Source organism: Amycolatopsis pretoriensis (assembly GCF_900107925.1).
Classification (GTDB): domain Bacteria; phylum Actinomycetota; class Actinomycetes; order Mycobacteriales; family Pseudonocardiaceae; genus Amycolatopsis; species Amycolatopsis pretoriensis.
Window position 1 is genome coordinate 15,218 of record NZ_FNUJ01000020.1, and the last position, 22,412, is coordinate 37,629.

At 70.9% G+C, this 22,412-nt stretch carries 22 protein-coding genes; 12 read left to right on the plus strand and 10 right to left on the minus strand.

The window, feature by feature from the left end; translation table 11 throughout:
- Window positions 1-156 precede the first annotated feature (156 nt).
- On the plus strand, window positions 157-846 hold the full coding sequence (locus BLV96_RS47785) for a DNA alkylation repair protein (RefSeq protein ID WP_086672352.1): 690 nt from the start codon (window positions 157-159) through the stop codon (window positions 844-846).
- Window positions 847-1,208: 362 nt separating this feature from the next.
- Here BLV96_RS47785 and pheT read toward each other — a convergent pair whose 3' ends face one another.
- From pheT to infC, 7 genes are all read right to left on the minus strand, one after another.
- Complete coding sequence (gene pheT / locus BLV96_RS47790; protein ID WP_086672350.1) at window positions 1,209-3,770, minus strand: phenylalanine--tRNA ligase subunit beta; 2,562 nt, start codon at window positions 3,768-3,770, stop codon at window positions 1,209-1,211.
- A complete protein-coding gene (gene pheS, locus BLV96_RS47795; protein WP_086672348.1) occupies window positions 3,770-4,831 on the minus strand; it encodes a phenylalanine--tRNA ligase subunit alpha in 1,062 nt (353 codons plus the stop codon). Before pheS ends, pheT begins: the two co-directional genes overlap by 1 nt.
- Before the next feature lie 124 nt (window positions 4,832-4,955).
- On the minus strand, window positions 4,956-5,789 hold the full coding sequence (locus BLV96_RS47800) for a DUF6159 family protein (protein WP_086672346.1): 834 nt from the start codon (window positions 5,787-5,789) through the stop codon (window positions 4,956-4,958).
- A 49-nt stretch (window positions 5,790-5,838) separates the two neighbouring features.
- A complete protein-coding gene (locus tag BLV96_RS47805; RefSeq protein ID WP_279627586.1) occupies window positions 5,839-6,627 on the minus strand; it encodes a TrmH family RNA methyltransferase in 789 nt (262 codons plus the stop codon).
- A gap of 23 nt (window positions 6,628-6,650) precedes the next feature.
- Window positions 6,651-7,025 carry a 50S ribosomal protein L20 gene (gene rplT / locus BLV96_RS47810; RefSeq protein ID WP_086672344.1) on the minus strand — a complete coding sequence of 125 codons (375 nt, stop codon included), beginning with the start codon at window positions 7,023-7,025 and terminating at the stop codon, window positions 6,651-6,653.
- A gap of 68 nt (window positions 7,026-7,093) precedes the next feature.
- On the minus strand, window positions 7,094-7,288 hold the full coding sequence (rpmI, locus tag BLV96_RS47815; RefSeq protein WP_086672342.1) for a 50S ribosomal protein L35: 195 nt from the start codon (window positions 7,286-7,288) through the stop codon (window positions 7,094-7,096).
- Window positions 7,289-7,357: 69 nt separating this feature from the next.
- Window positions 7,358-7,966 carry a translation initiation factor IF-3 gene (gene infC / locus BLV96_RS47820; protein WP_086672340.1) on the minus strand — a complete coding sequence of 203 codons (609 nt, stop codon included), beginning with the start codon at window positions 7,964-7,966 and terminating at the stop codon, window positions 7,358-7,360.
- Between the two features lie 196 nt (window positions 7,967-8,162).
- On the opposite strand from infC, the gene BLV96_RS47825 reads away from it, so the two are divergent.
- The 3 genes from BLV96_RS47825 to BLV96_RS47835 are packed head-to-tail and all read left to right on the plus strand — an operon-like array spanning window position 8,163 to window position 10,206.
- Window positions 8,163-8,522 (plus strand): DUF1844 domain-containing protein, encoded by a 360-nt coding sequence (locus BLV96_RS47825; protein ID WP_167379973.1) that lies wholly within the window; start codon window positions 8,163-8,165, stop codon window positions 8,520-8,522.
- Window positions 8,523-8,569: 47 nt separating this feature from the next.
- Window positions 8,570-9,214, plus strand: a complete 645-nt coding sequence (locus tag BLV96_RS47830; protein ID WP_208608548.1) for a GntR family transcriptional regulator — start codon at window positions 8,570-8,572, stop codon at window positions 9,212-9,214.
- Window positions 9,211-10,206, plus strand: coding sequence for a 1-aminocyclopropane-1-carboxylate deaminase (locus BLV96_RS47835; protein ID WP_086672336.1), 996 nt, complete (start codon window positions 9,211-9,213; stop codon window positions 10,204-10,206). Before BLV96_RS47830 ends, BLV96_RS47835 begins: the two co-directional genes overlap by 4 nt.
- 35 nt (window positions 10,207-10,241) lie before the next feature.
- On the opposite strand, the gene BLV96_RS47840 is transcribed toward BLV96_RS47835, so the two are convergent.
- Genes BLV96_RS47840 through BLV96_RS47850 form a run of 3 tightly spaced genes read right to left on the minus strand, consistent with a single transcriptional unit; the run spans window position 10,242 to window position 12,354 of the window.
- On the minus strand, window positions 10,242-10,625 hold the full coding sequence (locus BLV96_RS47840) for a RidA family protein (protein WP_086672334.1): 384 nt from the start codon (window positions 10,623-10,625) through the stop codon (window positions 10,242-10,244).
- Window positions 10,625-11,383: an IclR family transcriptional regulator gene (locus BLV96_RS47845; RefSeq protein ID WP_086672332.1), complete on the minus strand. Its 759-nt coding sequence runs from the start codon at window positions 11,381-11,383 to the stop codon at window positions 10,625-10,627. The genes BLV96_RS47840 and BLV96_RS47845 overlap by 1 nt, the downstream gene beginning before the upstream one ends.
- Window positions 11,380-12,354 carry a sugar kinase gene (locus BLV96_RS47850; RefSeq protein WP_086672330.1) on the minus strand — a complete coding sequence of 325 codons (975 nt, stop codon included), beginning with the start codon at window positions 12,352-12,354 and terminating at the stop codon, window positions 11,380-11,382. Before BLV96_RS47850 ends, BLV96_RS47845 begins: the two co-directional genes overlap by 4 nt.
- A 137-nt stretch (window positions 12,355-12,491) precedes the next feature.
- Here BLV96_RS47850 and BLV96_RS47855 point away from each other — a divergent pair, with 137 nt between their 5' ends.
- Genes BLV96_RS47855 through BLV96_RS47890 form a run of 8 tightly spaced genes read left to right on the plus strand, consistent with a single transcriptional unit; the run spans window position 12,492 to window position 22,407 of the window.
- Window positions 12,492-13,775, plus strand: a complete 1,284-nt coding sequence (locus BLV96_RS47855; protein WP_425266229.1) for an amino acid deaminase — start codon at window positions 12,492-12,494, stop codon at window positions 13,773-13,775.
- Window positions 13,775-15,370, plus strand: a complete 1,596-nt coding sequence (locus tag BLV96_RS47860) for an N-acyl-D-amino-acid deacylase family protein (RefSeq protein ID WP_086672327.1) — start codon at window positions 13,775-13,777, stop codon at window positions 15,368-15,370. The genes BLV96_RS47855 and BLV96_RS47860 overlap by 1 nt, the downstream gene beginning before the upstream one ends.
- The gene (locus BLV96_RS47865) at window positions 15,367-16,755 is read left to right on the plus strand and encodes a GntP family permease (protein ID WP_086672325.1); all 1,389 of its coding nucleotides are present in this window, start codon (window positions 15,367-15,369) and stop codon (window positions 16,753-16,755) included. Before BLV96_RS47860 ends, BLV96_RS47865 begins: the two co-directional genes overlap by 4 nt.
- Window positions 16,756-16,800: 45 nt before the next feature.
- Window positions 16,801-17,928 (plus strand): lactonase family protein, encoded by a 1,128-nt coding sequence (locus tag BLV96_RS47870; RefSeq protein ID WP_086672363.1) that lies wholly within the window; start codon window positions 16,801-16,803, stop codon window positions 17,926-17,928.
- 31 nt (window positions 17,929-17,959) lie between these two features.
- Entirely contained in the window at window positions 17,960-19,243 is a 1,284-nt protein-coding gene (locus BLV96_RS47875) for an extracellular solute-binding protein (protein WP_086672323.1), read from the plus strand.
- On the plus strand, window positions 19,243-20,190 hold the full coding sequence (locus tag BLV96_RS47880; RefSeq protein WP_086672321.1) for a carbohydrate ABC transporter permease: 948 nt from the start codon (window positions 19,243-19,245) through the stop codon (window positions 20,188-20,190). Before BLV96_RS47875 ends, BLV96_RS47880 begins: the two co-directional genes overlap by 1 nt.
- Window positions 20,181-21,035 carry a carbohydrate ABC transporter permease gene (locus BLV96_RS47885; protein ID WP_086672319.1) on the plus strand — a complete coding sequence of 285 codons (855 nt, stop codon included), beginning with the start codon at window positions 20,181-20,183 and terminating at the stop codon, window positions 21,033-21,035. The genes BLV96_RS47880 and BLV96_RS47885 overlap by 10 nt, the downstream gene beginning before the upstream one ends.
- 1 nt (window position 21,036) lies before the next feature.
- Window positions 21,037-22,407, plus strand: coding sequence for a beta-N-acetylhexosaminidase (locus tag BLV96_RS47890; protein ID WP_086672317.1), 1,371 nt, complete (start codon window positions 21,037-21,039; stop codon window positions 22,405-22,407).
- The last annotated feature ends 5 nt before the right edge of the window (window positions 22,408-22,412 follow it).

The following is a 22,412-nucleotide window of genomic DNA, read 5'->3' on the forward strand; positions in this document are numbered from 1 at the left end:
GATTCCGGCGAAACTACCGGCAACCTTCGCCAATCTCGTCGACCGGCGCGACTTCCGCCATCCGTCTTTCGTCGGGACCTGCGCCGGCCGCCGAGCTCCGGAACTGTCGGTGCCCGGCAGTACGCTGCGGACCGCCGGAGCGCGACGGGAGAAGGCATGAGCGCGGACGAACAGCTGGTCAAGGCGATCCGCACCGGGCTGGCCGAGGTGGCCGACCCGGTGAAGGCGCCGGCGATGCAGGCGTACATGAAGTCGGCCATGCCGTTCCGCGGGGTGGCTTCACCGGAGCGGACGGTGCTCCTCAAGCGGGTTCTGGCCGACCACATACTGCCCGATCGGGTGACATATTCGGCGACCGTGCTGGAGTTGTGGCGAGCGGCCGAATTCCGCGAAGAGCGCTACGCGGCCATCGCGCTCTCCGGGCACCGGGCGTACCGGCAGTGGCAGGACCCGGCGCTGGTGCCGATGTACGAGGAGCTGATCGTCAGCGGGGCGTGGTGGGACTACGTGGACGAGCTCGCGATCCGCCGGATCGGCCCGATCCTGCGCGGCGACCGGGATCGGGTGACACCGGTGATGCTGAGCTGGGCGGCGGACACGGACACGTGGCGGCGGCGTACGGCGATCATTTGCCAGATCGGCGCGAAGGAGGAAACGGACACGGATCTGCTGACGCGGACGATCGAACCGGCGATCGCCGAGCCGGAGTTCTTCCTGCGCAAGGGGATCGGGTGGGCGCTGCGCGAGTACGCGAAGACCTCGCCGGATTGGGTTCGGTCCTTTGTGGATGAGCACCCGGGGTTGTCGGGGCTGTCGCGGCGGGAGGCGTTGAAGCACATCGGGTGAGCGGAGTGGGTGGGCGCGATTCAGGCGGGCTGCTCCGCTTAGGTCGCGGCGGAGGGCCGGAGCAGAAGGGCAGACGGGCGGGGCCGGCGGAAGGCGGCGCTGTGGGTACGCAACCCCGGCCGCCGGGCTCGCGGCGCAGGCGGCCGGTTCCTCGGGTCGGTCGCGCCAAGAAGCCGAGGCGGGCGGGCAGGCGGCAGGCAGCGCTGCGAGCTCGCGGCATCGGCGGCCGAACCGCAGAGGCGGGCAGCGCCGCCGCACGGGCGCACGGGCGCGGGCGGCCTGCCCTAACACGCCGAAAGGGGCCGGTTTCCCGGCCCCTCCCGCACCATCTCGCCTCTGGCGGTCAAGCCGCCGAGCGTCGGCTACGCGCGCAGCGTTGCCTCGAAGCGCTCGCCCGCTGCCGCCACCGCGGCGTCTCGGGCCTTCGTTGCCTCGTCGACCGTCAACGTCCGATCGGGCGCGCGGAACCTCAGCTTGTACGCCAGCGACCGCTTGCCCTCGCCCACCTGCTCGCCCGCGTACACGTCGAACAGCGTGATGTCCTCGAGCAGCTCGCCCGCGCCCTCGCGCAGGACCGCGGCCAGGTCCGCCGACGGCACCTCCGCCGCCGCCACCAGCGCCACGTCCAGCAGCACCGGCGGGTAGCCCGACACGCTCGGTGCCGGACGCGAGTCCGGCAGCGGGATCGCGTCCAGGTCCAGCTCCATCGCCACCGTCCGCGGCGGCAGGCCCAGCGCCTCGACCACCTTCGGGTGCAGCTCGCCCGCGTACCCGACCGGCCAGTCGCCCACCTGGAGACGCGCGCAGCGGCCCGGGTGCCACGGCGGGAGGTCCGCCGCCTGGATCGTCAGCTCGATGCCCGATGCCTCGGCGATCGTGCGGGCCGCCTCGACCGCGTCGGCCCAGTTCGCCGGCTCGCCCGCGCCCCACCAGCCCGCTCGGGTGCGCTGGCCCGCCAGGACCACCGCCACGTGCAGCGGCTGCTGCGGGACCGCCGCTTCCAGCAGCGCCAGCTCCTCGTCCGACGGCCGGTGGTCGACGCCGAGGGCGGGGACCTTCAGCGGGTTCGGCGCCGGCAGGACCACCTGGCCGACGTGGAACAGCGCCACGTCCTTCATGCCGCGGGACACGTTGCGCTGCAGCGTGTCCAGCAGGCCCGGCAGCAGCGTCGTGGCCAGCCGGTTGCGGTCGGCCTCCAGCGGGTTGCGGACCACGACCGTGTTGCGGCGGACGTCGTCCGCCGGCAGGCCGAACGCGTCCCACACCGAGTCGGCGATGAACGGGAACGGGCGGACCTCGACGTAGCCCGCCTCGGCCAGCGCCCGGGACACTCCCCGGACGCGCCGCTGGCCGTCGGTCAAGCCGCGCCCGGCCGGAGCGGCCGGCAGCGTCGACGGGATGCTGTCGTACCCCTCCAGCCGCAGCACCTCTTCGACGAGGTCGGCGGGCTGGCGCAGGTCGCCGCGCCAGCTCGGGGGGATCGCCGTCACCAGGCCGGTGCCGTCGTCGCCCGTGCCGACCGAGACCTTGCAGCCGATCTGGGACAGCCGGCGGACCGTGACCCCGCGCTGGTAGTTCACGCCCGCGACCTTGTCGGGCAGGTTGATCGGCATCACGACGGCCGGGTTCGGCTCGACCGAGCCCTCGTCGGTGCGGCCGGGCTGGATGGCGGCGTCGCCGTACTGGCGCAGCAGGCGGGCGGCCAGCTCGACCGCCGCCGCGCACAGCTGCGGGTCGGTGAACCGCTCGAACCGCTTCGCGGCCTCGGAGAACAGCTTGTGCCGCCGCGCGGTGCGGCTGATCGCCGCCGGGTTCCAGTGCGCCGCCTCGAGCAGCACGTCGGTGCTCTCCGGCGTGATCTCGGTGCTCGCGCCACCCATCGTGCCGGCGAGCGAAATCACGCCGCTGTCGTCGGCGATGACCACGTCGTCCGGGTCGAGCGTGCGCTCGACGTCGTCCAGCGTCGTCAGCTTCTCGCCCGGCTTCGCCCGGCGGACCACCAGGTCACCCTGGATGGCCTTGGTGGCGAACGCGTGCAGCGGGTGCCCGAGCTCGAGCATCACGTAGTTCGTGACGTCGACGGCCAGCGAGATGGACCGGATCCCGGCCAGCATCAGCCGCCGGCGCATCCACCACGGCGTCGGCGCGGTCGCGTCCAGGCCGGTGACCCGGCGCAGCACGAACCGCGGGCAGCCTTCGGGGTCCTCGACGTGGACCGGCCAGGCGTCGCCCTCGGACGCCGGGACCTCCAGCAGCGCCGGGTCGCCGAAGGGCACGTCCAGCGCGTTCGACAGCTCGCGTGCGAGGCCGCGGACGGACAGCGCGTAGCCGCGGTCCGGCGTCGGGGCCAGCTCGAGCACCGTGTCGTCGAGGCCGAGCAGCTCGCGGGCGTCGTCACCGGGGCTGGCGGTACCCGACGGCAGCACGAGGATGCCGGTGTGGTCGTCGCCGAGGCCGAGCTCGCGCGCCGAGCAGATCATGCCGTCGCTGACGCGGCCGTAGGTCTTGCGGGAGGCGATGGTGAAGTCGCCGGGCAGGACCGCGTCCGGCAGCGCCACGACGACCAGGTCGCCCTCGGCGAAGTTGCGCGCGCCGCAGACGATGCCGCGGGTCCGGATGCCGTGCGGGCCCTCGTCCTCGAAGTCGGCGTCGTCCTCGTCCTCGTCTTCGTCGTCCTCGTCGACGACGGGCTCTTCGGCCTCTTCGCCGACGTCGACGCGGCAGAACCGGATCGGCTTCTTGAACTCGGTCAGCTCTTCGATGTCGGCCACCCGGCCGACGACCAGCGGGCCGGTCACCGGCCCGAGCTCCTTGACGTCGTCGACCTCGATGCCGATCCGCACGAACGCGTCGGCCAGGTCCTGCGGCGTGACCTCCTCGCCGATGTCGAGGTGCTCGGTCAGCCAGCTGACGGGGACTCGCACTACGCCTCCGTTCCGAAGGGAAGGGTGAAGCGGACGTCGCCCTCCACCATGTCGCGCATGTCCGGGATCCCGTTGCGGAACTGCAGGGTGCGCTCGATGCCCATGCCGAAGGCGAAGCCCGAGTACACCTCGGGGTCGACGCCGCAGGCGCGCAGCACGTTCGGGTTGACCATGCCGCAGCCGCCCCACTCGACCCAGCCGGGGCCGCCCTTCTTCTCCTCGAACCAGACGTCCACCTCGGCGGACGGCTCGGTGAACGGGAAGAAGTGCGGACGCAGGCGCGTCTTGGAGTTCTCGCCGAACATCGCGCGGGCGAAGGCGTCCAGGGTGCCCTTGAGGTGCGCCATGGTGATGCCCTTGTCCACCGCGAGGCCCTCGACCTGCGTGAACACCGGCGTGTGCGTCGAATCCAGCTCGTCGGTGCGGTAGGTGCGGCCCGGGCAGACGACGTAGACCGGCAGGTCGCGGTGCAGCAGCGTGCGGGCCTGCACCGGCGAGGTGTGCGTGCGCAGCACCAGGCCGGAGTCCTCTTCGCCGACGTAGAACGTGTCCTGCAGCTGGCGCGCGGGGTGGTCCTTACCGAAGTTCAGCGCGTCGAAGTTGAACCACTCGGCTTCGAGCTCCGGGCCCTCGGCGACCTCGTAGCCCATCGCGACGAACGCGTCCGCGACGCGCTCGGAGATGGTGCTGATCGGGTGCCGGGCGCCGCGCGGGACGCGGTCCCACGGCAGCGTGACGTCGACGGCCTCCTCGCGCAGCACGCGCTCGTCGCGCTCCACCTGGAGCTCGGCGCGGCGGCGGTCGAACGCCGCCTGGACGGCCTGGCGGGCTTCGTTGACGCGCTTGCCGGCCTCGGCCTTCTCCTGCTTGGGCAGGGCGCCGATCTCGCGGCGGGCCAGGCCCACCGGAGACTGGTCGCCGAGGTGAGCCGGCTTGACCTCGGCCAGCGCTTCGAGCCCGGTCGCGGCGGCGAACGCGGCTTCGGCGGCCTTGACCGCTTCCTGCAGCGTCTCGGGGGCGAGCACCGCGCCCTGGGCTTCCTTCTCCTTGGCTCCGGACATAACTCCTCGGCGTCCGCTGGGACTGGTCGTGCGCGCACCGCCGGACACGCGGCGCGCGAGAGGTCAAAGGTGGGAAAAGTCTATGGGATCGGGTCCGCGCGCCCCCGGTCGCCCCGGGCCGCGCTCAGCGCCCGCGGAACGCGTCGGCGAAGTCGACCGACGCGAATTCGCCGGGTACCACGCCGTCGGCGGCGTAGCGGTACAGCGCCGTCTGGTAGATGCCGGACAAAGTCGTGGTGAAGACCGCCACCAGCAAGGTCCAGACGATCGCCAGCCCGACCGCGACGAAGACTGTGGCCGTGCCGCCGAGCAGGAAACCGGCCCCGAGGAACACGACGTACCCGGCCAGGGTGAGCAGGAAGCCGATCAGGCCGAGGCCCGCGGTGCCGGCGACGTTCTCGCCCCAGGTGCGGCGGAACAGCTCGACCGAGCGCTTGACGCTGTCGCGGACGCCGGTGCCCTCCAGCATCGCGACCGGCAGCACGAGGAACGTCGTGAGCCGCCAGGCCAGGCCGATCAGGCCGCTGATGATGCCGCCGAGGAAGCCGAGCCGCTCCTCTATCGTGCGCAGCACCACACTGACCGTCGCGGTGAGGCCGGCCCAGCCGAGCAGCACCGGCCAGCGCCGGCCCGCCGCGGCCAGGCCCGCGCCGACGCCCGGGATGCCGCCGTCGCCGTGCAGGGCCACGTCGGCCTGGGAGATCAGCGCGGCGTTGAAGAAGATCGTGACGAACGCCGAGACGAGGTAGAAGGCCGCCAGCAGCACATACGTGCCGACGCTGGGCCGGAAGTGCTCGCCCGCGAGGTCGACGGTGAAGAACGCCGGCGTCAGGAACGCCGCGGCGACCAGCAGGCCGGCGATCCCGGCGAGCACCGGGAACCACGTCAGGCCCTTGTGGGCGCGCAGCACCCGGAACGAGGCGCCGAACAGCTTGAACGAAAGGGCGAGCCTGCCCATGATTCCCCCCAGGTGACCACAGTGGATACCGCGGCAGCCTACTCACGGGTCAGCGCCGCGCCGCCATCGCACTCGTGTAGACGCAGACGGCCGCCGCGGTGGCGAGGTTGAGGCTTTCCGCCTTGCCGTACAGCGGGATCCGGACGGCGAGGTCGGTCCGGTCGAGGACGTCGGCGGGCAGGCCGTGGGCCTCGTTGCCGAAGACCCACGCGGTCGGCTCGGTGAGATCCACCCGATCGAGTTCGGCGTCGGCGTAGCCGTGCGCGGCGAAGGTGCGCAGGCCTGCCGCCGAGCAGGCGGACAGGGCCGCGGGGACGTCGCGGACGCGCGCGATCGGCAGGTGGAACAGGCTGCCGGCGGCGGCGCGGACGCACTTGCCGTTGTGCGGGTCGACGGTGTCGCCCGCCAGGACCACGGCGTCGGCGCCCGCCGCGTCGGCGACGCGGATCACGGTGCCCGCGTTGCCGGGGTCGGCGACGTCGACCAAGACCACAACCAGCCGGGCGTCCGGAGTCACGGCCTCGTCGAGCGGCCGGTCGAGCAGGGCGCAGACGGCCACGATGCCTTGGGGCGTCACGGTTTCCGACAGGCCGTCGGCGGCGCGGTCGGTGATCGGCGAGACGGCGACGCCGGCCGCGCGGGCGGCGTCGACCAGGTCCGCGTGCTGCTCCGCCGCGCGTTCGGTGACGAACAGCTCGTGCACGGTGCCGTGCTCGAGCGCCGCCTCGACGGCGTTGGCGCCTTCGGCCAGGAAGCGGCCGGTCTTGTCCCGCTCCGCGCGCCGCGTCAGCTTGCGCGCAGCAACGACCCGGGGGGTCCGCTCGGTGAACGGATCCACCCCGGGTCGGGGAAAGCTGCCGGTCAGGCCGACTTCGCTTCGGTGTTCACGTTAGCCTTGGCGAGCTCGGCCAGCGCGGTGAAGGCGGCGGCGTCGTTGACGGCGAGGTCCGCGAGGATCTTGCGGTCGACCTCGACACCCGCGGCCTTGATGCCCTGGATGAACCGGTTGTAGGTCACGCCGTTGGCGCGGGCCGCCGCGTTGATGCGGGTGATCCACAGCTGGCGGAAGTCACCCTTGCGGGCACGGCGGTCCCGGTAGGCGTAGTTGAGCGAGTGAAGCGTCTGCTCCTTGGCCTTGCGGTACAGCCGCGAACGCTGGCCGCGGTAGCCGCTGGCCAGTTCGAGAGTTGCGCGACGCTTCTTCTGGGCGTTGACCGCCCGCTTGACGCGTGCCACGGGTCCATCCTGTCGATCTCGGGGGGCGAAGGGGGACGCCCCGGGTGGTTAGAGCAAGTTCTGCGGGATCAGATGCCGAGCAGGCGCTTGACGCGGCCGGCCTCGGTCTTCGCCAGCTCGGTGGTGCCCTCGAGCCGGCGGGTGAGGCGGTTCGACTTCTTCTCCATCAGGTGGCGGCGGCCGGCCTTCTGGCGGCGCAGCTTGCCCGTGCCCGTGACGCGGATCCGCTTGGACGTCCCGCTGTGGGTCTTCATCTTCGGCATTTCAGTCCTCTTTCGTGCGGCGGCTCACCGGAGATCCCCGGTGAGCCGCTGACTCGTGCTGGTCGGCGCTTACGCCTCGGGGGCCGCCTCGGCCTTGGCCTTCGGCTTCACGTTCTTGTGCGGGGCCAGCACCATGATCATGTTGCGACCGTCCTGCTTAGGCGACGACTCCACGAAGCCCAGCTCGGTGACGTCGTCGGCGAGCTTCTGCAGCAGCCGGAAACCGAGCTCCGGCCGGGACTGCTCGCGACCGCGGAACATGATCGTGACCTTGACCTTGTTGCCCGCCGCCAGGAAGCGCGACACGTGACCCTTCTTGGTCTCGTAGTCGTGCTGGTCGATCTTGGGGCGCAGCTTCTGTTCCTTGATGACGGTCAGCTGCTGGTTGCGCCGCGACTCGCGGGCCTTCTGCGCGCTCTCGTACTTGAACTTGCCGAAGTCCATGAGCTTGCACACCGGCGGGCGGGCCTGCGGCGCGACCTCGACGAGGTCGAGATCGTTCTCCTGCGCCAGGCGCAGCGCATCCTCGATCCGGACGATGCCGACCTGTTCACCGGCGGGTCCGACGAGTCGGACCTCCGGCACCCGGATACGGTCGTTGATGCGTGTCTCGGAGCTGATGGGGCCTCCTTGGTCCGAGGAATGTTTCCTGTTCTCGTTTCGACCTGGTGCCCACATAGCGAAGGCCCCGACACCGTTCGGTGCGCGGGGCCCACTCTGTTTCCGATCGTGCCCCGGAGGACACTTCTTCACCCTGGACTGCGTCCGGGCGAGACCGGACCCGGCCACCTGTACGGTGACGCGGGTGGGAGCGGGGCTCCACTTGCCGCCCCCGATCGCTCGAGGGCTGGTCGCTCGTGGAAGGGTACCAGACGTGTCAGATCAACCCTCCGAACAGGCCCCCTATTCCCCGGACGACCGCCACCTGGCCGAGATCCCCAGCGTGGAGGTGATCAGCCGCGCGGCGGTGATGCTGCTGTCGGCCGGCGCCGAGCGGCTCGGTCTCGCCGACGCCGATCCGGCGACGTCCCCGCACCGCGACCTCGACGAAGCCCGCCGGCTCATCACCGCGCTGGCCGGGCTCGTGACGGCGTCGGCGGAGTACCTGGGCCTGCACGCCGGGCCGCTGCGGGACGGTCTTCAGTCGCTCCAGAAGGCGTTCCGGGAGGCTTCGGCCGTGCCCGACGAACCCGGGAAGGGTCCGGGCGAGAAGTACACCGGCCCCGTCTACTGACCTTTCACTCGTCCGGTTGTTGCCGGGCGAGTCTTCGAGCAACTAAAATGTTAGATGTGAGTCTCTCAAAGGTCACTCGCCCGCTGCTGCGCGACGAGGCGTACGAACGCATCCGGCACGCGATCGTCGACGGCACGCTCCCGCCGGGCACTCCCCTGCGCGACGGCGACCTCGCCGATCAGCTCGGCCTCTCCAAGGCCCCCGTCCGGGAAGCCCTCCGGCGGCTGGCCGACGACGGGCTCGTCGAGTCGAAGCCGCAGAGCTACACACGGGTCTCCGAAGTCATGTCGCGCGACGTCATCGACGCCCGGCAGATCGTGCGCGTGCTGCACGAGTTCGCCGTGAGAGAAGCGGCCGTGCGATGCCGGCCCGCGGACATCGCCGCCATGCGAGCCGCCAACGACCGGTTCGCGAAGGCGATCGAAGCGGGTGACGTCGAAGCCGCCGTCCAAGCCGACGACGAACTGCACGACATCCCCGTCCGGCTGGCGGGCAACGCCGCCGTCGCCGCGACCCTCGACCGCTACACCCCGCTGCTGCGCCGGCTGGGGCACGCCCGCTTCAGCTCGACGCTCGCCTGGAACTCCGTCGAGCGCCACACCCGGCTCATCGACGCGCTCGAAGCCCGCGACACCGAAACCGCGGTCTCCGTGATCTCGACCATCTGGACCGATCTGCTGGAGGACCGATGACCCTCGCCGACTTCCCCCGCTACCCCCTGCTGTTCGGCCCGTCGCCGGTGCACCCCCTGGAGCGGCTCACGAAGCACCTCGGCGGCGCGAACGTCTGGGCCAAGCGCGAGGACGTCAACTCCGGCCTCGCCTACGGCGGGAACAAGACCCGCAAGCTCGAATACCTCGTCGCGGACGCGCTGAAAGAAGGGGCCGACACGCTCGTCTCCATCGGCGGCGTCCAGTCCAACCACACCCGGCAGGTCGCGGCCGCCGCGGCGCGGGCCGGCCTCAAGGCCGTGCTCGTGCAGGAAAGCTGGGTCGACTGGCACGACCCGCTCTACGACAAGGTCGGCAACATCCAGCTCTCGCGCATCCTCGGCGCGGACGTCCGGCTCGTCGACGCCGGCTTCGGCATCGGGTTCAAGCAGGCGTGGGAGGACGCGGTCGCCGAGATCGAAGCGAACGGCGGGAAGCCGTACGCCATCCCCGCCGGCGCGTCGGACCACCGGCTCGGCGGCCTCGGGTTCGCGAACTGGATCGTCGAACTCGAAGCCCAGGAAGAACAACTGGGCGTCTTCTTCGACACCGTGATCGTCTGCTCGGTCACCGGCAGCACCCAGGGCGGGATGGTCGCCGGGGTGGCCGGCAACAAGAACCGCCGCATCCTCGGCATCGACGCCTCCGCGAAGCCCGACGAGACCCGCGAACAGATCACGCGCATCGCGCGCAACACCGCCGGACTGATCGGCGCCGGCGAGATCCCCGAGGTCGAACTGGACGACCGCTACCACGCCGGGATCTACGGCATCCCCGACAAGTCCACTGTGGACGCGATCGAGACGTGCGCCCGGTTGGAGGGCATGATCACCGACCCGGTGTACGAGGGCAAGTCGATGGCCGCGCTGATCGACCTCGTCGGCCGAGGGGAAATCGGCAAGGACTCGAACGTCCTCTACGCCCACCTCGGCGGGCAGCCCGCCCTCAACGGCTACACGAGCGTCCTGGGCTGACCCCTGGGGCCGGGGAACCGGCCCCAGGGAACACGTCAGTCCAGCACGCAGAGCACGTCGATCTCGACGAGGAGCTCGCCCGGCAGGCCGACGTACACCGTCGTGCGGGCGGCGTGCGGCGCGTCGCCGATCAGCTCGTTGTAGACCTCGTTGAAGGGCGCGAAGTGCGCGGTGTCGGTCAGGTACACCCGGACCATGATCGCGTCCGCGAGGCTCGAGCCCGCCTCCGCCAGCACGGCCTCGATGTTCTTGAACGTCTGCCGCGTCTGGCCGACGACGTCGTCGCCGACGATCTCGTTCGTGGCCGGGTCGAACCCGACCTGGCCGGCGACCTGCAGCAGGTTCCCCTTGCGGACGGCCTGCGAGAACTTCGCCGGCGGCTTCGGCGCGTTCTCGGTGGAAACTGCCGTCTTGCTCATCAGTGCCCCTTTCCGTTCTCCGTCCATCCACTGTGGACGGAAGCTTCCGTGGTCGCGGCGCGCAGGTCCGGCACCAGCGCGAGCAGGCCTTCGTAGTCGAGCAGCACCTTCGGCACCGACATCGAAGCGGCGGCCAGCACTTCGCCGTCCGCCCCGCGGACCGGCGCGGCGATGCAGTGGATGAAGTCTTCGTGCTCGGCGTTGTCGACGGCGTACCCGAGCCGCGCGACGCGGTCCAGCTCCGCCAGGAAGTCCGCGGCCGAGGTGATCGTGTTCGGCGTCCGCACCGGGTACTCGATCGACCGCGCGATCTCCTCGCGGCGGGCCTTCGGCATCGCCGCGACCAGCACTTTCCCCACCGCTGTGCAGTGCAGCGGCGCCCGTTTGCCGACGCGCGAGTACATCCGGACCGAGTGCCGGCCCTCGTACTTGTCGATGTAGACGACTTCGCCGTCGTCGTAGCTGGCCAGGTGCACGGTGTGGCCGGTGCGCGCGTTGAGCGCGGCCAGCGCGGGCTGGGCGCTGCGCCGGACGTCGATCGAGTCGAGCGCCTGGTTGGCCAGGTCGAACATCGCGCTGCCCAGCCGGTAGTACCGAGCGCCTTCGCGGCGGACGAAGTGGTGCTGCTCGAGCGTGCGCAGCAGCCGCAGCACGGTCGACTTGTGCACGCCGATCTCCTCGGCGAGGTCGTCGAGGGTGCGCGCGTCCTTCGCGATCGAGTTCAGCAGCGTCAGCGCGCGGTCCAGGCTTTGGCTCACGTCCGCACCAGCCCCTCTCCGGTCAGCCGGGCCGAACGCCATTCGTCCGGGTCCGCCTGCAGCAGGCTATCCACCACCGGACGCGGCAGGGGCACCCCGACGTCGTCGTGGGTGAGCAGGGTGACCGCGGCTTGCAGATGCCCCTGCCGCAACCGTTCCAAAGGCGAGGCGCCGCGCAGGGTGGCGGCGAGGAAGCCCGCGGCGAACGCGTCGCCGGCGCCGACCGGCTCGACGACGTCGACCTTCAGCGCGGGCGCGAACAGCGGCTCGCCCTCGACCAGCGTCGCGCCGCGTTCGCCGTGCTTGACGACCAGCGTGCGCGGCCCGGGCAGCAGGGCCCGCAGCTCGGCGGGGTCCCCGGTCCCCCAGACGTGCTGGGCCTCGTCGTCGCCGGTCAGGACGATGTCGGCCTGCCCGGCCAGTTCGGCGAGCAGACGCGGGTCGCGGCCCGCCCAGAGCGCGGGGCGCAGGTTGACGTCGAAGGAGATCAGCCGGTCACCGCGGGGCAGCGCCAGCAGCGCGCGCACCAGCGCGAGGCAGCTGCCGGACAACGCCGGGGTGATACCGGACAGGTGCAGCACGCGGACGCCGTCGAGGTCGAGCCGCTCCAGCAGCGACGGGTCCAGCGCCGACGCCGCCGAGCCCGCCCGGTAGTAGCGCACCGGGCTGCCGCCGGCGCCGCTTTCCTTGACGTAGAGCCCGGTCGGGCGCGTCGGGTCGACGACGCACGCGCTGACGTCGACGCCGTGGGAAGCGACCTCCCGCAGCATCGCCCGGCCGAACGGGTCGTCGCCGACCGCGCTGACCCAGCCGCTGCGCACGCCCAGCGTCGGCAGGTTGCAGGCCACGTTCGACTCGGCGCCGCCGATCGTGCGCACCCACCGCTTCACCTCGTCCGGCGGGCCGGGCTCGGCGGGCACGAACAGCGCCATCGTTTCGCCGATACACAGCACCTCGGGCCCGCTCGTCACTTTCCGTCTCCCCTGTCCGTCACCCCGTTGACCTGTGGCGACCCGGATGCTACACCTATGGCACTCAAAATGCGCAACAGTCGTTGCAACATACGCAACCGAGGTCGCCGCCGATGAATGAACCCGCCGCTTGCACCATGAACACCGCCGCGCTCGACACGCTCCGCCAGGAGCGGGTCGACTGGCGCTTCCGCTCGGCTGCCCCCGCCCTGACCGGGCTCACCCTGGACGAGGCCGCGGACCGCCGGCTCAACCTCTTCACCGACGGGTTCTTCGCACCCTTCGTCGTCCTCGACGAAGAAGCGCTCGAACACAACCTGCGGACCATGGCCGCCTGGTGCGCCGCCCGCGGCGTCGTGCTCGCCCCGCACGGCAAGACGACCATGGCACCGCAGCTCTTCGCGCGCCAGATCGAGCACGGCGCCTGGGGCGTGACCTGCGCGAACGCCGGACACCTGCGGATCTACCGCGCGTTCGGCGTCTCGCGGATCCTGCTCGCCAACCAGTTCCTGGACCCGGCCGGCCTGCGCTGGCTGGCCGCCGAGCTGGCCGCGGACCCCGCGTTCGAGTTCGTCTGCTGGGTCGACTCGGTCCGCGGCGTCGAGCTCATGACCGAAGCCCTCGCGGGCAGCGAACGCCCGGTGGACGTCCTGCTCGAACTCGGCGCCGACGGCGGCCGCACGGGCGTGCGCGACACCGCGACCGCCTGGGCCGTCGCCGAAGCCGTGGACGCCAGCCCGGTCCTGCGGCTGCGCGGCACCGGCGGGTACGAAGGCGCGCTCTCCCACCACACCGACGAAGCCGCGCTCGCCCTGATCAGCTCCTATGTGGACGGTCTGCGCGACCTCGCGATCGCGTTCGCGGACAAGGGACTGCTCGACGGGCAGGTCATCGTCACCGCCGGCGGCAGCGCGTACTTCGACCAGGTCGCCAACGAGCTGACCAAGCCGTGGCCGGCCGGGCTCGACGTGCTGCCGGTGCTGCGCAGCGGCGCCTACGTCACCCACGACGACGGTTTCTACCGCGAAATCTCCCCGCTCGGCGACCACCCGCGCATCGACGGCGTCGCGTCGTTCCGGCCCGCCCTGCGTGCCTGGGCGCAGGTGACGTCGAAGCCGTCGGACGAGCTCGCGCTGCTGACCATCGGCAAGCGTGACGCGTCCTTCGACGAGGGCATGCCCGAGCCGCAGCTGCGCCGGACCCCGAACGGGCCCGCCGAGCCGCTCGAAGGCCACGTCGTCGCGAAGATGAACGACCAGCACGCCTTCCTCACGCTGCCCGCCGGCTCGCCGGTCGAGGTGGGCGACTGGGTCGGGCTCGGCCTGTCGCACCCGTGCACGGTGTTCGACAAGTGGCCGCTGCTGCCGGTGACCGCCGCCGACGGCGAAACCGTCGTCGACCTCGTGCGGACGTGGTTCTGATGGACGTCGTCGTCAAGAACGCGCTGGTCGCGGACGGCACCGGCGAGCCCCTCGCCCGCCACGACGTCGGGATCACCGACGGGCGGATCGCGGAGGTCGCCGAGGCCGGGTCGCTCACCGGCGGCCGGACGATCGACGCGGACGGCCTGGTGCTCGCGCCCGGGTTCATCGACATGCACTCGCACTCCGACCTGCAGCTGCTGGCCAATCCGGACCACCCGGCCAAGATCACGCAGGGCGTCACGACCGAGGTGCTCGGGCAGGACGGGCTGTCGTACGCGCCGGTGGACGACACGGTGCTCGAAGCGCTGCGGCAGCAGCTGGCCGGCTGGAACGACGACCCGGCCGGCTTCGACTGGAACTGGCGCTCGGTCGGCGAGTACCTCGACCGCCTCGACCAGGGCGTCGCGGTCAACGCGGCCTACCTGGTGCCGCAGGGCACGGTCCGGATGCTCACCGTCGGCTGGGACGACCGCCCGGCGACCGACGCCGAGCTGACGCGGATGAAGGAACTCGTCGCCACCGGCTTGGACGAGGGCGCGATGGGCATGTCGTCGGGCCTGACCTACACCCCGGGGATGTACGCCGAGACGAGCGAACTGGTCGAGCTGTGCCGCGTGGTCGGCGAGGGTGGTGGCTTCTACAGCCCGCACCACCGCAGCTACGGCAAAGGCGCGCTCGAGGCGTTCGCCGAGATGATCGACGTCAGCCGGCGATCGGGCTGCCCGCTGCACCTCGCGCACGCGACGATGAACTTCTCGGTGAACAAGGGCAAGGCGCCCGACCTGCTGAAGCTCCTCGACGACGCGCTCGACGACGGCTGCGACATCTCCCTCGACACCTACCCGTACCTGCCGGGCGCGACCTACCTCTCCGCGCTGCTGCCGAGCTGGGCCACCGAAGGCGGACTGGACGCCACTCTCGCCCGGCTGTCCGATGTGGACGAACGCGAGCGGATCCGCGCCGAGATCGAAGAGTCCGGTTCGGACGGTGCGCACGGCGTCCCGATCGACTGGGACGCCATCGAAATCAACGGCGTCCGCCACGAGCACAACAACCACCTCGTCGGACACAGCGTCGCCGCGTCCGCGCGGACGCGGGGCACCGAACCGGCGAAGCTGTACTTCGACACGCTCCTCGACGAAAAGCTCGGCACGTCGTGCCTGATGCACGTCGGGCACGAGGAGAACGTCCAGGCCATCATGCGGCACCGCACGCACACCGGCGGCAGCGACGGCCTCCTCGTCGGCGCCCGGCCGCACCCGCGCGCGTGGGGCACGTTCCCCCGCTACCTGGCCCGGTACGTCCGCGAGCTGGGCGTGCTGGACCTGGCCGAGTGCGTGGCCCACCTGACCGGACGGGCCGCCCGGCGGCTGCGCCTGGCCGACCGCGGGCTGGTGCGCGCCGGGTACGCCGCCGACCTGGTGCTGTTCGACCCGGACGCGGTCGCCGACACCGCCACCTTCGACGACCCGCGGCAGCCCGCCGCGGGCATCACCCACGTCTTCGTCAACGGCGTCGCCGCCCTCGACGACGGCCGTCCCACCGGCGCCCTCGCCGGCCACTCCCTGCGCAACCCCCGGAGAGCCCGATGATCCACTGGCTGCAACACACCACGGGCGGGCTGCTCACGCTCGCCGCCGTCTCGATCGCCGTCCTGTTGCTGCTGATCGTCAAGCTGAAGATCGAGCCGTTCATCGCGCTGATCGTCGTGGGCCTGCTCACCGCGCTGGCCGCCGGCCTGCCGGTCGGGACGATCGTCGGCACCGCGCAGAAGTCGTCGGACTCCTTGCTGGAAAAGGGGTTCGGCAGCATCCTCGGGCACATCACGGCGATCATCGGGCTCGGCACGCTGCTCGGGTCGATCCTGGAACGCTCGGGTGGCGCGAAGGTGCTCACCGGCGCGCTGCTGCGGGCGTTCGGCGAGAAGCGGGCGCCGCTGGCGATGGGTGTCGCCGGGTTCATCTTCGGCATCCCGGTGTTCTTCGACATCGGCATCTTCGTCCTGGCACCGCTGGTGTACGTCGCCGCGAAGCAGGGAAAGCGCTCCCTCGTGCTGTACGCGATGCCGCTGATCGCCGGTCTGTCGATCACGCACGCCTTCCTGCCGCCGCACCCGGGTCCGGTCGCCGCGGCCGGTCTGCTGCACGTCGAGCTCGGCTGGATCATCCTGATGGGCCTGGCGTGCGGCATCCCCGCGTTCCTGATCGGCGGCGTGGCCTACGCGACCTGGATCGGCAAGCGCATCGACGTCGCCGTGCCCGAAGAGATGATCGTCGCCGAGGAGGAGGGCGAGCAGGAGGAGAACGTGCCGTCGCTGGCGCTGGTCGGCTCGATCATCGCGGTGCCGCTGGTGCTGATCCTGGCCGGCACGTTCGGCAGCATCTGGCTGCCGAAGGGCTCCGCGCTCTCGGGAGTCGCCGCGTTCATCGGCACTCCGGCGGTGGCCCTGACCGTCGCCGTGCTGCTCGCGTCCTGGCTGCTCGGGCTGCGCCGCGGGTTCACCGGCAAGGACCTCAACGAGCTGGCCGCGAAGTCGCTGCGGCCGGTCGCGATGATCCTGCTGGTCGTCGGCGCGGGCGCGTTCTTCGGCGCGGTGCTGTCGGCCACCGGCATCGGCAAGGCCGTCGCCGACTCGCTGCACGACGCCGGGCTGCCGGTGCTGCTCGCGGCGTACGTCATCAGCTGCGGCATGCGCATCGCGCAGGGTTCGGCCACCGTCGCCATCGTGACCACGAGCGGGATCATCGCGCCGACCGTGGCGCAGCTCGGGTACTCGCAGGTGCAGCTGGCCTTGCTGGTCATGGCGATCTCGGCCGGGTCGATCATCGCCTCGCACGTCAACGACGGCGGCTTCTGGATCGTTTCGCGGTACTTCAACATGAGCGTCATGCAGACGCTGAAGTCCTGGACCGCGCTGGAAACCGTGCTTTCCGTTTCCGGATTCGGGGTTTCGGCATTGCTCATGGCCGTGGTCTAGACCATACTGGAGGGAAGCCGCCGCCCGAACCGTTGGGAGACAATGATGACCGGACTTTCCCGTCGCACGTTCCTCGGCGCCGCCGCGGGCGCGAGTGCCGCCACCGTTCTCGGTGCGCAGCTCGCATCCGCGGCCACCACTTCGAAGGGCTGCATCGCCGGAGGAACCGTGTACATCGGCAGTTACACCAGCGGGGCGGGCGGCCACGGCCTCGACGTCTCGAGCCGGTCGGGCGCCACCCTGGGACCGGTGCGCACGGTGCCCGGCATCACCGACACGTCGTGGTTCGACCGCGGCGCCGACGGAAAGACGCTGTACGTCACCAACGAAGGTGACCCCAACGGGTACGTCTCGGCGTTGAACATCGCCGACGCGACGAATCCCAAGCTGCTCAACAAGGTTTCCTCGAAGGGCGGCGCGCCGACGCACCTGAGCGTGCATTCGAGCCAGAAGTACGTGCTGGCGGCGAACTACAGCTCGGGCAGCGTCGTCGTGCTGCCGATCCTGGCCGGCGGCAAGCTCGGCGCGGCCACCGACCTGGTGACGCACAAGGCCTCCTCCGGGCAGGCCCACGCCCACCAGGTCGTCAACGACCCGACCGGGCGCTGGGTGCTGTCGGTCGACCTCGGCGCCGACTCGGTGTACGTCTACTCCCTCGACGTCGCCACCGGAAAGCTTTCGCTGCACCAGCAGCTGAAGCTGCCGGCCGGCGCCGGGCCGCGGCACCTCGCGTTCGACAAGACCGGGACGTTCGCCTACATCCTGCAGGAACTGCGCCCGGAGGTGACGGTCGCGAGCTGGGACGCGGCCACCGGGACGCTGAAGGCGCTTTCCGTCGTCCCGGCCGTGCCGCCGGGCAGCACCGGCGACCTGTTCCCGGGCGAGATCGCCCTGTCGAAGGACGGGAAGTTCGCCTACGCCACCGTCCGCGGGCCCAACACCCTGGCGACGTTCTCGGTCGCCGGTGACTCGCTGAAGCTGGTGTCCACTGTGTCCAGTGGCGGCAACTGGCCGCGGCACGTCGCCCTCGATCCGGGCGAGAACTGGTTCTACGTGTCGAACCAGCGGTCCGGCACCGTCACGTGGCTGCCGCGCGACCCGGCCACCGGCCTGCCCGGCGCGGTCGCCGGCAGCCTCGCGGTGCCCGACGTCAACTCGGTTCACTTCGCCTGACGCCGTTCGGGCACCCACTGGAGGATTCGTCATGAGACTGCGCCGCACCCTGCCCTTGATCGCCGGGCTGGCCCTGCTCGCCGGCTGCGCGCCCACCCAGTCCGCGCCCGCCGGCTCCGGCGGGGACGACAAGACCGGCACCGTCCGCGTCTGGCTGTTCGACGAGGCCAACCGCGCGCCGAAGGAGGCCGCGGTCAAGGACGCCATCACCGAGTTCAAGGCCGCGCACCAGGGCGTCGAGGTCGACGTCCAGTGGGTGCCGGTCGAGGGCCGCGCCGACAAGTTCTCCGGCGCCTTCAACGACCCGAACAACGCGCCGGACGTCGCCGAGTTCGGCAACACCGACGTCTCCAGCTACGCCGCCACCGGCGCGCTGGCCGACCTGACCGGCGACCTCGCGTCGTGGAGCGGGGGCAAGGACCTCATCCCGACCGTGCTGGACACGGCGAAGTCCGGCGGCAAGACCTACGGCCTGCCCTGGTACACCGGCATCCGCGCGCTCTACTACCGCACGGACGTCTTCACCGAGCTGGGCCTCAAGCCGCCGACGACGCTCACCGAACTGACCGACACCGCCCGTCGCATCCGCGCCGCCAAGCCGGACCTCTACGGCATCTCCGTCGGCGGCAAGTACACCTACGCGATGCTGCCGTTCCTCTGGGCCAACGGCGGTGAGCTGGCGACGGACAACGGCGGCAAGTGGAAGTCGGCGGTCACCGAGGACAAGGCCAAGGCCGGCGTGACGCAGTACGCGAGCCTGCTCAAGGACGACATCTGCCCGCCCGCGCAGTGCGCGAACCTGACCGGCACGCAGAGCGTCACGGCGTTCGCCGGCGGCAAGGCCGGGATGACCATCGGCGGCGACTTCAACCGCAAGGCCGTCGAACAGGGCGCGGTCAAGGGCAAGTACGCCGTCGTCCCGATCCCCGGCACGACCGCGGGCAGCGTCGCCCCCGCGTTCGCCGGCGGCAACCTCCTGGGTGTCTTCAACGCTTCCAAGCACCGCGGCCTGGCGCTGGAGTTCATCGAGCTGCTCGGCGGCGCGAAGTACCAGGAGAAGATGTACACGGCGATGGGGAACCTGCCGACCTTGAGCAGCGTGCAGCAGAAGCTCGCGGCGAACGACCCGTTCCTCAAGCCGTTCGTCGACACGCTGAAGGCGGGCACGAAGTTCGTCCCGGCGACCCCGGCGTGGTCGAAGATCGACAGCCAGAACGTGCTGCCGACCGCCGTCCAGCAGATCGCGACCGGCGGCAAGGACCCGGCGGCGGCGCTGACCGACGCGGCCGCGGCGATGGACAAGGCCTTCGGGTAGTGGTGACCGTCCAGGAAGCCCCTTCCGTCACGGCGCCCGCGCGGCGGCCGCGGCGGAAGGGGGACGGCCGGGCCGCCGCGCTCTACCTCGCCCCGGCGGGCATCCTGCTCGCGGCGATGCTGGCCTACCCGATCTACCAGCTGGTCCTGATCTCGTTCTACGACTACGGCCAGCCACAGGCCGCGGGCAACGCGCCGCTGGTGTTCCTCGGCTTCGACAACTACGCCGACCTGCTGTCCGAGGTGCAGTTCTGGACCGTGCTCGGCAAGACGGTCGGGTTCGCGGCGGCGTGCGTCATCGGCAGTCTCGTCGTCGGCACCGGGCTCGCGGTGCTGGCTTCGCGCGTGCGTTCGCTCCCCCGGACGCTGCTGTTCCTGGCCGCGCTCGGCGCGTGGTCGACGCCGGCGATCGCGGGCTCCTACGTCTGGCTGTTCCTCTTCGACACCGACTTCGGCCTGGTCAACGAGGTGCTGTCGGGGATCGGGCTGCCGTTCGAGCACCACTCGTGGACCTTCGGCACGTTCGGCGCGTTCGGGCTGGTCGCCGCCGAGGTGATCTGGTGCTCGTTCCCGTTCGTGCTGGTCACGATGTACGCCGGCATCAAGGGTGTCCCGGACGAGGTCCTGGAGGCCGCGTCGCTCGACGGCGCGTCGGTGTGGCGCACGAGCTGGTCGATCGTGCTGCCGATGGTGCGGCCGCTGCTGATGATCGCGACCGTCCAGTCGATCATCTGGGACTTCAAGGTCTTCACCCAGATCTACGTGATGACCAACGGCGGCGGCGTCGCCGGCCGCAACCTGGTCCTCAACGTCTACGCCTACCAACAGGCTTTCGCCGGGCAGGAGTACGGCCTCGGCTCGGCGATCGGAGTCGTCATGACGCTCTTGCTGCTCTCGGTCACCGGGCTGTACGTCCGGTCGCAACGCCGGAGCGCGGCATGGCTGTAGCTGTCCGCCGGCCCGGCCGGCTGATCGCCGAGGTCGTCACGGTCGTGATCGCCGGGGTCGTCGCGTTCCCGCTGTACTGGATGCTGCTCTCGGCGTTCAAATCGCCGGGTGAGATCCAGTCGGCGAACCCGAAACCGTGGACGTTCAGCCCGTCGCTCGACAGCTTCGAGCGCGTGCTCACGGTGTCCGGCTTCGGGCGGTTCTTCGTGAACAGCCTGGTGGTGGCGCTGGTCGTCGTCGTGCTTTCGCTGCTGCTGTCGTTCCTTTCGGCGGTCGCGCTGACGCGGTTTTCGTTCAAGGGCCGGACCGTGCTGCTGGTGATGATCCTGGTCGCGCAGATGGTTCCGGTGGAGGCGCTGACCATCCCGCTGTTCTTCCTGATGCGGCAGATCGGCGGCGTCGCGCCGGCGTTCGGGCTCAACGAGCTGGGCTCGCTGGTGCTGGTGCACCTGGCGTTCAGCCTGCCGTTCGCGATCTGGATGCTGCGCGGGTTCGTCGCCGCGGTGCCGGTGGAGCTCGAAGAGGCGGCCAAGCTCGACGGCGCGTCACGCATGCGGTTCACCTGGCAGATCCTGTTCCCGCTGGTGGCGCCCGGGCTGGTCGCGGTGAGCGTGCTCGCGTTCATCCACGCCTGGAACGACTTCCTCTTCGCCAAGACGTTCATCATCTCCAAGACCGAGAACCAGACGCTGCCGCAGGCGATCCTGGTGTTCTTCAAGCCGGAGGACACCGACTGGGGTGCGGTGATGGCGTCCTCGACGCTGATGACGATCCCGGTTCTCGTGTTCTTCGTCCTCGTGCAACGACGGCTGGTGTCCGGGATGGCCGGCGCCGTGAAGGGCTGACATGGCTTTCGATACCTTGCTCCCCCGCCCGGTTTCCGTGACGCCGACGGCGGGTTCGTGCCCGTGGCCGTCCACAGTGGACGCCCGGGCCGCGTCCCTGCCGGCCGAGGCGTACCGGCTGGAGATCTCGCCGTCGGGTGTGGTGCTGCACTGCGGCGATCTCGCCGGGGAGGTGTACGGGCGGCAGACGCTGCGTCAGCTCGCGGGGCCTTCGGCGTTCCGGGCGGCTTCTCTCGGGGACGCTTTGTCGTTGCCGTGCGGCGTCGTGGAAGACCAGCCGCGGTTCGCCTGGCGCGGGTGCCTGCTCGACGTCGCCCGGCACTACCGGACCAAGGCCGAAGTGCTGCGGTTCATCGACTTGCTGGCCGCGCACAAGCTGAACGTGCTCAACCTGCACCTGACCGACGACCAGGGCTGGCGGTTCGAGGTTCCCGAGTTTCCGCGCCTGACGTCGGTGGGTGGCTGGCGGCCGTCGTCGATGGTGGGCAGCGGGGGCGAGCAGGACGGCCGTCCGCACGGCGGGTTCTACACCGGGGACGACCTGCGGGAAATCGTGGCGTACGCGGCTTCCCGGGCCGTCACGGTGGTGCCGGAGATCGACATCCCCGGACACGCCCGGGCGGCTTTGGCGGCTTACCCTTCGCTGGGGACTTCGGAGTCTTACGAGATCTGGACTTCCTGGGGCATCAGCACTTCGCTGCTCTCGCCTTCTTCGTCTACTTTGGACTTCTTCAAGCAGGTGTTCGACCACTTGCTGGAAATCTTCCCGTCGAAGGTGATCGCCCTGGGCGGCGACGAGACCCCGGGCGCGACGGACGAGCACCGCAAGTTCGTCCGGCTGCTGGCCGAGCACCTGGTTTCGCGTGGCCGGACGCCGATGGGCTGGGACGAGGTCCTCGACATCCCCGATCTGCCCCCGATGGTGATCGGCTCGTGGCAGAACGAAGAGGCGGGCGTCCGCGCGGCCGCGGCCGGGCACGACGTCGTGATGTGCCCGGAGCAGCACGTGTATCTCGACCACCGGCAGTCGTCGCACCCGGACGAGCCGATCCCGGTCGGCATGGTCCACACCGTCGAAGACGTGTACGCCTACGAGCCGGCGCTGACCGGGCCGCGGCTGCGCGGGGTGCAGGCCCAGGTGTGGAGCGAGCACCTGGACGACGTGCGGCGGGTGGACTACCTGGCGTTCCCGCGGTTGTCGGCGTTCGCGGAGGTGGCGTGGAGCAGCGGGGCGCGGGATTACGCGGAGTTCCTGCCGCGGTTGCGGGACCACCACTTGCCGCGGCTGGACGCCCTCGGCGTCGAGTACCGGCCGTTGGACGGGCCGCACCCATGGCAGACCCGGCCGGGCGTCCCCGGCCGGCCCCGCTGATCACG

Coding starts and splice junctions, on each gene's coding strand:
- BLV96_RS47785 (WP_086672352.1), top strand. CDS start 157: ATGAGCGCGGACGAACAGCTGGTCAAGGCGATCCGCACCGGGCTGGCC.
- pheS (WP_086672348.1), bottom strand. CDS start 4,831: ATGTCCGGAGCCAAGGAGAAGGAAGCCCAGGGCGCGGTGCTCGCCCCC.
- BLV96_RS47800 (WP_086672346.1), bottom strand. CDS start 5,789: ATGGGCAGGCTCGCCCTTTCGTTCAAGCTGTTCGGCGCCTCGTTCCGG.
- rpmI (WP_086672342.1), bottom strand. CDS start 7,288: ATGCCGAAGATGAAGACCCACAGCGGGACGTCCAAGCGGATCCGCGTC.
- infC (WP_086672340.1), bottom strand. CDS start 7,966: ATGTGGGCACCAGGTCGAAACGAGAACAGGAAACATTCCTCGGACCAA.
- BLV96_RS47830 (WP_208608548.1), top strand. CDS start 8,570: ATGTTAGATGTGAGTCTCTCAAAGGTCACTCGCCCGCTGCTGCGCGAC.
- BLV96_RS47835 (WP_086672336.1), top strand. CDS start 9,211: ATGACCCTCGCCGACTTCCCCCGCTACCCCCTGCTGTTCGGCCCGTCG.
- BLV96_RS47840 (WP_086672334.1), bottom strand. CDS start 10,625: ATGAGCAAGACGGCAGTTTCCACCGAGAACGCGCCGAAGCCGCCGGCG.
- BLV96_RS47855 (WP_425266229.1), top strand. CDS start 12,492: ATGAACACCGCCGCGCTCGACACGCTCCGCCAGGAGCGGGTCGACTGG.
- BLV96_RS47860 (WP_086672327.1), top strand. CDS start 13,775: ATGGACGTCGTCGTCAAGAACGCGCTGGTCGCGGACGGCACCGGCGAG.
- BLV96_RS47865 (WP_086672325.1), top strand. CDS start 15,367: ATGATCCACTGGCTGCAACACACCACGGGCGGGCTGCTCACGCTCGCC.
- BLV96_RS47870 (WP_086672363.1), top strand. CDS start 16,801: ATGACCGGACTTTCCCGTCGCACGTTCCTCGGCGCCGCCGCGGGCGCG.
- BLV96_RS47875 (WP_086672323.1), top strand. CDS start 17,960: ATGAGACTGCGCCGCACCCTGCCCTTGATCGCCGGGCTGGCCCTGCTC.
- BLV96_RS47885 (WP_086672319.1), top strand. CDS start 20,181: ATGGCTGTAGCTGTCCGCCGGCCCGGCCGGCTGATCGCCGAGGTCGTC.
- BLV96_RS47890 (WP_086672317.1), top strand. CDS start 21,037: ATGGCTTTCGATACCTTGCTCCCCCGCCCGGTTTCCGTGACGCCGACG.